3 protein-coding genes are annotated in these 11,736 nt (G+C 69.0%); 2 read left to right on the top strand and 1 reads right to left on the bottom strand.

Annotated features, from left to right (window positions below; genetic code table 11):
- The first annotated feature begins 202 nt into the window (after nucleotides 1-202).
- The gene (locus BLT43_RS12975) at nucleotides 203-895 is read left to right on the top strand and encodes a GntR family transcriptional regulator (protein ID WP_090113501.1); all 693 of its coding nucleotides are present in this window, start codon (nucleotides 203-205) and stop codon (nucleotides 893-895) included.
- A 107-nt stretch (nucleotides 896-1,002) separates the two neighbouring features.
- Nucleotides 1,003-2,559: an ABC transporter substrate-binding protein gene (locus tag BLT43_RS12970; protein WP_090113499.1), complete on the top strand. Its 1,557-nt coding sequence runs from the start codon at nucleotides 1,003-1,005 to the stop codon at nucleotides 2,557-2,559.
- A 451-nt stretch (nucleotides 2,560-3,010) separates the two neighbouring features.
- On the opposite strand, the gene BLT43_RS12965 is transcribed toward BLT43_RS12970, so the two are convergent.
- Nucleotides 3,011-11,722, bottom strand: coding sequence for a putative Ig domain-containing protein (locus BLT43_RS12965; RefSeq protein WP_207497544.1), 8,712 nt, complete (start codon nucleotides 11,720-11,722; stop codon nucleotides 3,011-3,013).
- Between the last annotated feature and the right edge of the window lie 14 nt (nucleotides 11,723-11,736).

Below are 11,736 nucleotides of genomic sequence, written 5' to 3'. Positions count from 1 at the left end.
CACTTGACTCGACGCCCTGCTTCGCCTCATTGTCATCTGACAGGTTGTCGACAACATACAGACTACTTACTCTCGTCATCAGGCGATTGGACTCGACATTCGGGCCTCGACGTTAGATCGACCGCTGCGCCCCTGCCCCGATTCCGTCCCCACAGGAACACCACCGTCGCGGCACCGGGCGAGACATAGAGAGGAACACCAGATGAACTCCACCGGAACAGCGGCGAGCGCGGGCCTGGCGGATATCAGCCCGATCGAGAACGTCCCGCTGCGCGTGCAGGTCGCCAACCGCCTGCGCGCCGCGATCCTGAACGGCCGCCTCAAGCCCGGCACGCCGCTGGTCGAGACCGCGCTGGCCGAGCAGATGAACGTCTCGCGGGCGCCGATCCGCGAGGCGATCCAGATCCTCGAGAATGACGGCCTGGTCGAGACCATCGCCTACAAGGGCAAGCGGGTGAAGCCGCTCACCCCGCGCGAGGTTGCCGAGATCTACTCGCTGCGCGAGGTCTACGAAGTCATGGCCGTGCGCCGCATCATCGAGCGCGGCACCTCGGTCGAGGCGCTGCGCGCGCCCTGCGCGGCGATGCTCGAGGCCGCCGAGCGCAACGATTTCGAGGGCGTGATCTCGGCCGACGAGACCTTCCACCGCACGCTGATCGGAATCTCCGACCACGAGCTGCTCTTCGCCTCGTGGCAGAACCTCTACCTGCGGATCCACCAGATCATGGCGCTGCGCAACCGCGACCTGCCCCAGCTGCACGAGATCGCCGCGAACCACCCGCCCATCGTCGACGCGCTCGAGGCGCGCGACATGGAACTGGCGGTGAAGCTGATCTCCGACCACACCCGCAACCTGGACGAGCTCAACCCGGAGACGATCGCACAGGAACACTGAATTCCGGCCCCTCCGACAACAGGCGGCAGGCGCCGGTTTCCCGGCCCGTCCACGACGCGAAGAAGCGTGGCGGGCACTATCCGACCAACAGGTGAAAGGAAATGCGAATGCCTGTCTTCAACCGCCTGCTGAGCGCAGGTCTGGCGGGGAGCCTCATGGGGACCGCCGCCCTCGCCGCGCCGGCCGACGACACGGTCGTGGTCGGCCTCAGCGCCGACATCACGACCTTCGACCCGGCCGCGATCTCCTCGCGCGACAACGCCAACATCGCGCGCCACATCTTCGGGACGCTCTACACGATCGACGGCGAGGGCACCGAGACCCCGGACCTGGCCGAGAGCTACGAGGTCTCCGAGGACGGGATGGCCTACACCTACACGCTGCGCGAGGGCCTGACCTGCCATGACGGCGAGGCGCTGACCGCAGAGGACGCGGCCTATTCCTTCAACCGCGCCGCCGACCCCGAGAACGGCTTCACCGGCAACACGCCGGGCTTCATCTTCAGCTCGATCGACTTCCAGAGCGCCGAGGCGCTGGACGAGCGGCGGGTGCAGATCAATCTCGGCCAGCCGAACCCGATCGCCTTCGGCCTGATCGACGAGGTCTACATCCACTGCAAGGACAGCTACGAGGCGATGAGCCTCGACGAGGCCTCGAGCAACCCGGTCGGCTCGGGCCAGTACCGGCTCGCCGACTGGACCCGCGGCTCCGAGATCGTGCTCGAGAAGGTCGGCGACAACGCCAATTTCGAGAAGATCGTCTGGCGGATCATCCCCGAGGCCTCGACCCGTGCCGCCGAGCTGATCGCCGGCAATGTCGACATCATCGCCAACGTCTCGCCCGACCAGATGGACGCGATCAACGCGCGCGAGGGCGCGCAGGTGATCCCGATCCAGGGCACCCGCCGCATGTATGTCGGCTTCAACCTCTCCGACGCCATGGCGCAGGAGCCGGGCGGCGACGCGATCCAGGACCCGATGGTGCGCCGCGCGCTGCAATACGCGGTGGACGTGCCGACGATCTGCAAGCAGCTCTTGAACTTCGAGTGCGAGCGGATGACCGGCATCGTCAACCCGCCCAACGCCAACCAGTCGCTCGAGCCCTACCCCTACGATCCGGACATGGCCGAGCAGATGCTCGACGAGGCCGGCTGGCCGCGCGGCGACGACGGCAACCGTTTCTCGATCCGGTTCCAGGCCGGGCCGGGCCGCTACCTCAACGACGCCAGCGTCGTGCAGGCGATCGCGCAGTATCTCGGCGATGTCGGCCTCGACGTCGAGCTCGACCTGATGGAATGGTCCAGCGTCTACATCCCGCTGATCCGGGAGCGCAACGCCGGCCCGCTCTACTTCATCGGCTCGGGCGGGGCGCTGTGGTCGCCGCTCTACGACATGGCCGACCTCTCCGCCGTCGATGCCGGAACCAACTACACCCACTGGGACGACCCGCGCTGGTTCGACCGCTGGGCCGACATCAACGCCGCCGAGACCGATGAAGAGCGCCGAGTGATCATCGACGAGATGCTCGAGGTGTTCTACGAGGACGGCCCCTGGCTGCATCTCTATTTCCAGCCGGACTTCTACGGCGTGAGCGATCGCATCGACTGGGAGCCGCGCCCGGACGAGAAGATCTACCTCTTCGGCGCCGAGGTGACGCCGAGCTGAATCACGGCTTGCGAAGCAACGAGGCCGGGCTCCGAAAGAGCCCGGCCTTTTGCGTCGCGGACTGCGTTCGGGCTGCATTGCCGATCAGACACGCAAAGGCACTGCCCGTTCCGGGATCGAATGCCGGCGTCATGCCGGAGTGTTCGCAAACGAGGCGGCGCGGCCCCACCGCGACCCCTGCGCGGTCCAGCTTCAGTTCCTGCATCATGGCGAGAAGTCGAATTCACAGCTCTGCATCGGCACGCATCGAAGCCCTTGAGGCAGGCGTTGGCCATGCGGCGCGCTCCTGCGTCAGGTGCCAAGCCAAGCACAGACCATCGACCGGCTTGGTGGAGATCCCCCTTGGATGCCGCTGCGCGCCTCGATGCCGGTCTCGGCGCGCATAGCACCGGCCGGAAAGAAACAGGCCGGGCGATGAACGCCCGGCCCGCCTCTTCGTCGTGACCCGGTCCTAGATGAGCGGGTCGTCGTAGGTGATGTTCAGCGTCGGGGCGAGGCCGGCGTTCGACTTGCCCTCATCCGCCGCGGCCCAGAACCCGGCCGCCGCGTTCGACGCCGCCAGCGCGTCGAGCTGGAAGACGAGGCTGTCGGTCGACTGGTCGCCCGCCTGCGCCAGGAACGCGTTCACAAGGTCGGTGACGTCCAGCTGGACCTTCGAGCCGTTGCTGACGGTCCCGGGCGTGAAGACGAAGCTGTCGCCGAAGTCGGTGTAGCTCCGGTTCTCGACCGCGCTGCGCGAGTTGGTGAAGGCGGCGGGGTTCGCCGTGTTCTCGATCAGCACGTCGAGGTTCGGAATGGCGCCGTTGCCCTTGGCCGTCAGGGTGATCGTCGCCGAGGCGACCGGGGCGTCGTTCAGGCCGAGGCCGGCGAACCGCATGGCGACGAAGTCGGTGGCCGCCTGCCATTCGTAGTCGTCCGATCCGCTCAGCCCGACATTCGCCCGCGTCTCGTAGTCGCTCGACGCCGAGATCAGGGTCGAGGAGATGTCGCCGGACGTCCCGCCGCCCTCCCCCGTCACCGAGAAGCCGAAGCTCTGGCTGCCGAGCAGGGCGCCCGTGCCGCCGGTGCCGCTGTAGCTTTCGGCGACGAGCGTGTAGTCCCCCGCCGACAGGCCCGAGGTCGCGATGCTCAGGTCGAAGGGCGTGACGTTCTCGACCTGCGATCCCACGACCTGCCCGTCCTTCAGTAGCACCAGATCCACCGAGGCCGCCGTGCCGGAGGTGAACTCGCCGCTGAAGACCACCGTTCCGGCGAAATCGGTCAGGGCATAGCTGTCGCCGGTCTGCAGGTCGGCATCCACCGTGATGCCGCCCGAGACGACCGAGACGTTCAGCTCCGGGCCGACCGGCTCCTGCGTCACGTTCAGCTCGAAGCTGTCGGTGGCGATGTTGCCGTCGTCGTCCTCGGCGCTGACCGTCAGCGTGTAGCTGCCGATCTGCGCATTGCTGACGGTGAAGATCCCGTCGGCGAAGCTGACGAAGCCCTGCGCCGCCTGCGGGATGCTGGCGGTGATGGTCAGCGGATCGCCGTCGAGATCGACGAAGGTGCCGTCGGTCGAGATCGTCGCGCCGGCGCCGACCAGGATCGAAAGGTCGTCGATCGGATCGACCACGCCGGGCACGGTGTCGCCGGTCGCAACGAACTGCGAGTTCGTCGCGTTCACGCCGGGCGCGGTGCCCTTGTAGAGCTCCCAGAAGTCGATGTGATAGCCCTGGCTGCGGCCGGCGATGGAGACCGTGTAGAGCCCCGGCTCGGTGATCGCGACCTGCGCCGCGAAGTTGCCGGGATCGCCGTCCACGGACGAGGCGTTGCCCCAGCTGCCGTTGTTGGGCCCGCCGAACACCTTGACGTGGCCCTGGCTCGTCGGCTCGGCCACGTCGGAGGGCTCGGTCAGGTAGGCCTCGATGCTCTCGCCGCTGCCGGCCTTGCCGAAGTTCAGCCAGATGTCGTTCTGCTGGTCGCTGGCCGCCTCGCCGTCCCGCGAGACGCGGAACCGGAAGTTGTAGATGCCGGTCGCGCCCTCGGGCACCTCGATGGTGTATTTCAGCACCTCGTTCGCGTTGACGCCGTTCAGCTGGGTGCTCGTGTTCGAACCGAACAGGTAGTAGCCGTCACCCTGGAAGCCGGACTGGCGGCCCTGGGCGTCGGGCGCGTCGACGAAGCTCCACTTGCCGCCCGGATCCGTGCCGCCATTGGCGTTCTGGTCCTCGATCTGCACCTTGAAGCGGTAGTTGCCGCCCGGGGTGCCGATGCCCTGGTAATGGCCCTCGGCCCCGGTGCCGCCGCCGCCGCCCGAGACCGGCACGCCGTTCGAGGTCAGGTACACCCGGTCGACCGGGCCCAGCGGCTCGCCCGCACCGTTGACGACCGAGGCCGCGATGACCATCGGCGCCGTGGCGAAGCCCTCGGTATAGGCGGTGCCCGAGAAGTTCTGCCCGCCGCCTGCGTTGTTGTAGTCGAAGGCGTTGCCGGGCAGCGTCGCGGTGCCGGAGCCGTCGAGCGTCACCTCGAAGGTCTGGAAGTCCGCGGCGTTCGAGACCGGGAAGGCGGGATGCGCGTTGTCGAGCCGCGCCTCCACGAGGTCGGCCACCCCGCCGGAGCTGTTCGTGACCGGGTTCAGGCCCTTCGACATGGTCACGAGGACGGTGGCGTTGGCCGGGCCCGTCACCACGATCTCGGGGGTGGTGCCGCCGTAGATGCCCGCGCCGCTGGCGCCGTTGACGGTGACGCTCGCGGTCTGCGGCGCGGCCGCCTGGGTCGCGGTCCCGACGCTGCCCGCCTGGCTGCCGTCGGATCCGAGGTAGCCGGTCGCGGTCGTTCCGTCATCGAACAGCACGGTGAAGGACGACCCGATCAGCTCGGCCCCCGAGACGCCGCCGACGTCCCAGCTATTGACCGCGCCCGAGTCCACCGCGCTCTTGGCGATCGCGGCAAGGGAGTTCGGGTCCATGTCGCCGGCGAAGCCGATGCTCTCGCCGTTCGAGAAGCCGCCCGACGAGCCGTCGAACCGCAGCAGGAGCCCCCTGAAGCCGCCGGTCGCGCCATTGCCGCCCGGAACGGGTTCGGCCCCGGGGAAGAGGTAGCTGTCGGCGAGGCTGAGACCGTCGCCCTGCCCCCCGACCGGCTCGGTGATCGCGCCGGTGGCGCTGGCACCGCTCTGCAGCGCGAACTCCTTGGCCGAGGTGTCACCGGCCGTGCCGTCATAGTCGATGACCGAGTCGCCGTAGATGGCGTCGCGGAAGTCGATCACCACCGCCGCGATCTGCTTGTCGCCCGTATTGGTCAGCTGGAACGACCCGCCGCCGAAGTTGGAGGCCTGGACGCTGTTCGAGCCCTTCATGATCTCCAGCGTCGCCGCGCCGGTCTGGTTGCTGCCATAGGTCGCGCCGCTGTCGATGCCGCTCAGCCCCTGCAGGATCTCGATCGCCTCGTCGGGATCGCCGCCGCCGCCGTTGGGATCGGGCACCTCGCCCGAATACTTGGCGATCTCGATCGCGTTGACAATCGGGTTGTCCGAGATGTCCTGCAGGAAGTCGATGTTGAGCTCGCCGTCATCGACCGTGACGTTGTAGCTGATGACCGTGGCATCGGTCCCGTCCCCGAGCGCCGCCGGATCGATGTTGTCGAGATCGCCGAGGATCTGCCCCTCGATCGCGACGTCGAAGATCCGCTCGCCGGGCACCTGGTTGCCGGTGAACAGCTCGGCGAGGTAGAGCCGGACGGTGTAGTTGCCGTTGCCGTCGAGCGCCGCCACCGGGATGTCGTAGGAGAACGGGAAGTCGCTCGAGCGCGCCGTGTCCATGACGGCCTCCGGCACGTCGGCGGGGATGGCGCCGGGATCGCCGGCATAGCCGAAGGTGTCGCCGCGATCCTGGGTGGTGCTCAGATACGGGCTGTTCGCCGCCCCGAGACCGTCGCCCTGCCAGACCGGTCCGCCGTCGCTGGCCGCGACCTCGGGCCCGAAGGCGTTGATCCGCAGCAGCACCTCGTCACTACCGCCACCGATGTTCAGCGTCGCGGAGGCGGTCGCCGCGGCATTGACGTTGCCGGCACCGTCGGACACCTCGCCGGGCTTGAGCGTGATGCCGATCTGCGCGCCGTCGGTCCAGCCGCCGGCCGGTGCCGCGACCTCGTAGCTCGCCACGCCATTCGCGAAGCCCGTGAAGGTGATCGCAGCGCTCGTGTCGGTGCCGCCGATGGAGAGCTGCAGATCCTCGCTCCCCAGCGTCGCGGCGTCGATGCCGCTGTCGTCGGTGAGCGTCACCGCGACCAGGAGCGGGCCGTTGGCATCGGCCGGCTGGGTCAGGGCGACGGTGGCCGCGGGCGCGGTCGTGTCGGTGACGCCGCCCGCGAGCTTCACGACCTCGATCGCGTTGACGATCGGGTTCTGCTGGCCCTCGATCAGATCCTTCAGGATGCCGATGTTCAGCTCGCCATCCGTGACCACCACCTCGGCCGAGAGGATGCCGACATCCGGCCCGAACTGCGCACCGGGGTCGATGTTGTCGAGCTGCACCGGCACCGTCCCCTCGACCGAGGCGTCGAAGCTCCGGAAGTTGCCGGCCTGCGCCCCGGCGAACAGCTCCGCGATGTAGAAGTTCACGCGGTAGCTGCCGGGCCCGCCGATATCCGCGACGGGGATGTTGTAGAAGAACGACGCGTCGCTCGAACGAGCGGTGTCGAGAACCGCCTCCGGCACGTCGGCCGGGATGGCGCCGGGCGCGCCGGCATAGCCGAAGCTGTCGCCGCGATCCTGCGTGGTGCTCAGATACGGGCTGTTCGCCGCCCCGAGACCGTCGCCCTGCCAGGCCGGCCCGCCGTCGCTGGCGGCGACCTCCGGCCCGAAGGCGTTGATCCGCAGGACCACCTGCTCGAGCGCGGTCTCGGCCACGTCGGCCACGGTCACGGCGAGATCCGACGACACCGGCGCGTTGACCCCGTCGCCGACCGAGACCGTCACGTCGTAGACGTTGTCGCCGTCGGCGTCACCGGGCGCCTCGAAATCCGGCGCCTGCTTGAAGGTGAGCACCCCCGCGGCGTCGATGTCGAACAGCGCGCCGTCGGTGCCGCCCAGCGTGAAGCTCAGCGTGTCGCCGACATCCGGGTCGGTGGCCGTGAAGGCCGCCACCCCGGTCTGGTTCTCGTCCACCGTCACCGCGGCGGGCCCCGTCAGCGTCGGCGCGGCGTTCGCGGCCGTGACATCGATGCTCAGGGTCACGCTGTCGTCCGGCGTGGCCCCCACCGCGATGTCGTCGACCGTGACCGTGACGTCGAGCGGCCCGGCCAGGGCCGAAAGATCGGTGCCCGCCTTGAGGAACAGCTCGGAGCCCGTGATCTCGAACAGACCCGCATCCGCGCCCGCGAGCCCCAGCGCGTTGGTGCCGACCCCGTCATCGGCGATGACGATATCGGCGATCTTCACCGGCTGGCTCGTGTCGGTCTCCGCCGCGAGCGCGCCGGGCGCACCCTGCAGGGTGATCGTCGGCGCCGCGTTCGGCGCCGCGCTGGGGGTCAGCGTCACCTTGTCGATCCGGCCGAACTCGCCGTCCTTCGCGGTGACCTCCAGCGACAGGACCGACCCCTGGCCCACGGTGAACACCGTGTCGAAGGGGATCGTGCGGAAGTTGCCGGATTGCGCGAAGGTGCCGGTGGCCGCCTCGGGGCCGGCGTCCTTGGGCGCGGTGCCGTCGAAGTTCCAGCTTCCGATGACGATGTCACCGATCTTGGCCACCGCCGAGGAGATACCGTCCGTCTCGTCGACGAACGAGACGCTCAGAGTGTAGGTGCCGGCCGGCACCGCCGACAGGTCGGTCGCCGCCGTGCCCGTGGTCTCGCCCGGAAGGCGGATGACCTCGCCGCCCGACGCCTTGGTGATCGTGTTGACCACGTAGGGCGACCGGATGTCGGTGAAGTCCTCGGCCTCGATGACGATCGGGTCCTGCGACACCACCGGCTGTTCGACCGTCACGGCGATGGCCGGCGCGGCCACGCTCGCCCCGGCCTGGTCGGTCGCGGTGACGACGACGCTCAGATCGGCGGCGCTGTCGGGCGTGCCGGACAGGGTGCCCGTCGCCGGATCGATGGACAGCCAGCCGGGCAGCGGCGAGCCGTCCGCCAGCTGCGCCGAGTAGGTCAGCACGTCGGCGGCGTCCACGTCGGTGAAGGCCCCGGCGGGCAGCGCGTAGCTGAAGGCCTGTCCCAGCACCGCCGCCTGTCCCGCGAGCGGCACGCCCAGTTCGGGCGCGTCGTTGGTGTTCTCGACCGTGAAGGTCAGCGTCTCGATCGTCGAGGCGCCGCGCCCGTCGGTCGCGATGACATCGACCTCGACGCTGCCGACATCGTCATTGCCGGGCGTTCCGGTCAGGAAGCCGGCCTCGGCGTCGATCTCGATCCAGCCCGGCGACCCGTCGGCGAGCGAATAGGTCACGCCGTCCGGGTCCGAGAACACGATCTGCTCCTCGAGCGAGCCGTCCTCCTGCACCACGATGGGCTCGACCGGGGCGCTGACCAGCGTCGGCGCCTCGTTGGTGTCGGTCGAGGTGATCACGAAGGTGTCGGAGACCGTCACGTTCGACGCGCCGGGCCCGTCCGTGGCGGTCACGGTGACGGTGTAGGTCCCGCCCGCCGGAAGCGCCCCGGTCAGCACGCCGTTCACGATCGAAAGCCCCGGCGCAGCCGGATCGACGATGACGCCGTAGGTCAGGGCGTCCTCCTCGGGATCGGCGAAGACGCTCGACAGGTCGATCGACACGTCGAGGCCGGCGATGGTCTGGTCCTCGATCTGGTTGGTGACCGTCGGGGCGAAGTTGCCGCCGGCATTGCCGGTGGGCACCAGCTCGACGTAGTCGATCCGCACGAACTCGTCCGTGTCCGACTGGCCCGTGATCTTCAGCGCGGTTCCCGGCTGCACGTCGAGGCCCGGGAAGGTCAGGATCCGCAGGTTCTGCAGCTGCGCGGCGCTGCCGCCGCCATCCTGGTCGAAGATCCAGCTTCCCAGCTCCGTCTCGATCTCGTCATTCACCGACCAGATCGTCGCCGAGGACACGCCGTCGTTCTCGTCGAAGAAGCGGACCCTGACATCATAGCTGCCGCTGGCCCCGGTGGGATCCAGCGCGTAGATCGCCTCGCCGGTGGAATCGCCCTGCAGGCGGATGCGCGTGATGCCGTTCGAGCTTTCCTCGAAGAAGCCGCTGGTCAGCTGGAAGTCCTCGGCCTGGATCAGGATGGACTCGCGGCCGTCGCCGCCCGGCTGGACGGTGAAGACGAAGGTCTCGGAGGTCGAGAGACCGCCGCCATCGGTCGCGGTGACCGTGACCTGGTAGGACCCGGCCGCCGTCGGCGTGCCGGAGAAGATGCCCGTCGTGGTGTCGAAGTCGAGGCCGGGAACGGCCGTGTCGGCGGAGAAGGTCAGCACGTCACCCGCGTCGGGGTCGGAGAAGGCCGCGCCGGCATCGAACTGCGCCGAGGCGCCGGCGGTCAGCGACTGGTTCGCGATCCCCGTGCTCTCGGGCGCCTCGTTGACGTCGTTGACGACGAAGCTGACCTGCTGCGGCGCGGAGACATTGCCCGCGACATCCGTCGCGACGAAGGAGACCGTGTAGCTGCCCGGCTCGCTCGGCTGGCCCGACAGGGTTCCGGCGGCATCGAGCACGAGGCCCGCGGGCAGCGTGTCGCCATTGGCGAGGGCCACGGTGAAGGCCTCTTCCTCGGCATCCACGAACAGGCCGGCCACGTCCAGCGAATAGGGCGCGTTCTCGTCGATCACCTGCTGGGCCGGCGGGAAGGGCACGAAGGGCGCGCCGTTGTCGCCGGTGCCGCCACCGCCCAGGTCGCCGGTGCGGGTGAACTCGACATAGTCGATCCGGCCGAACTCGCCCGCGTCGCGCGTCCCGGTGAGGGTCATCACACCGTCGGCACCGATCTCGACATCCGCGAAGGTCTTCATCCGGAAGCTCGAGGGCTGCGCCGCGTTGCCGCTGGTCGCGTCGTCGTCGAGGACGAAGCTTTCGGACGTGCCGCCGACGTCGGTCGAGGAGATCTCGAAGCCGAGCGTGCTTTCACCGTCGCTTTCGTCGAAGAGCGCGATCTGGACGTTGTAGAGACCCGCCGCGATGCCCCAGTTGGCCAGGTTGTAGGTCGCGCTGCCGGCCGCGCCGCTGGTCAGGTAGATCACCTGCCCGTCGGCCGCGTTCTGGTTCTGCGTGGCGAAGACGTTGGCCGTGTCGAAATCCTCCGCCTGGACCCGGATGGTTGTGGGCGGGCTGAAGGCCGACACATCGACGCTGGCCGAGCCTTGGGCGGTGTTCCCGCCCGCATCCGCCACCGTGTAGTCGAAGGTGATCGCCTGTCCGGCCGCGACGCCGGTGGCGTCGACGGTGACGGTGCCGTCGCCGTTCAGGGTGACGATGCCGGCGCTGGCATTGTCGATCGCGGTCACGGTCAGATCGGCGCTGTCGGCATCCGTGTCGTTGGCCGCGGGATCGAATGTGAGGCTCTGGCCCTCCTGGACGCTCGTCGTGTCGTCGACCGCCACGGGGGCGAAGTCATCCTCTGTCAGCGTGGCGGTGACGGCGGTCGTGTTCACCGCGAAGCCCGCGCTGGAGGTGTCGATCAGGGCGACATTGACCGAGCTGTCGCCATCGGCGAGGTCGTCGTTGCCGATCTCGATGGCAAGCGATCCGGTGCCGTCCGAGCCGAGCGCCAGAAGCGCGGTTTGCGGCGCGCCGCCATTGATCGCGTAGCTCACCGACACCTCGGCGGCGGCGGCGACGCTGGCGCTGACCGGCAGAAGCAGGGTGGTGACCCCGTCATCGCCCTGCTCGATGCCGCTCGCGGCGCCGAGCGACAGGACCGTGGCATCCGAGACCGTCACCGTGAAGGTCACCGGAGCCGCCGAGTCCGCGACGCCGTCATTGGCGAAGACCGCGATCTCGTAGCTGCCGGCGGGCAGGCTGTCCGCGACGTCGAGCGTGCTGCCGTTCAGCGTGATCCCGTCGGGCAGCGGGCTGCCGTCGGCAAGGCGCACCGACAGCACCGGCGTGTCGGCCGCGTCCTCGTCCGCGAGCACGAGACCCGCAAGCGACACGGAGGTCGCCTCGCCGGTCGTGGCGGTGACACCGGCGATCGTCCCGCCGATGGTCGGCGCGTCGTTGGCATCGGTCACCGGCAGCGCCAGCG

The sequence above is a fragment of the Limimaricola pyoseonensis genome (assembly GCF_900102015.1).
In the GTDB taxonomy this organism is placed as follows: domain Bacteria; phylum Pseudomonadota; class Alphaproteobacteria; order Rhodobacterales; family Rhodobacteraceae; genus Limimaricola; species Limimaricola pyoseonensis.
The sequence above is the reverse complement of the archived record's forward strand: the minus strand, read 5'-3'. Positions and strand labels throughout refer to the sequence as shown.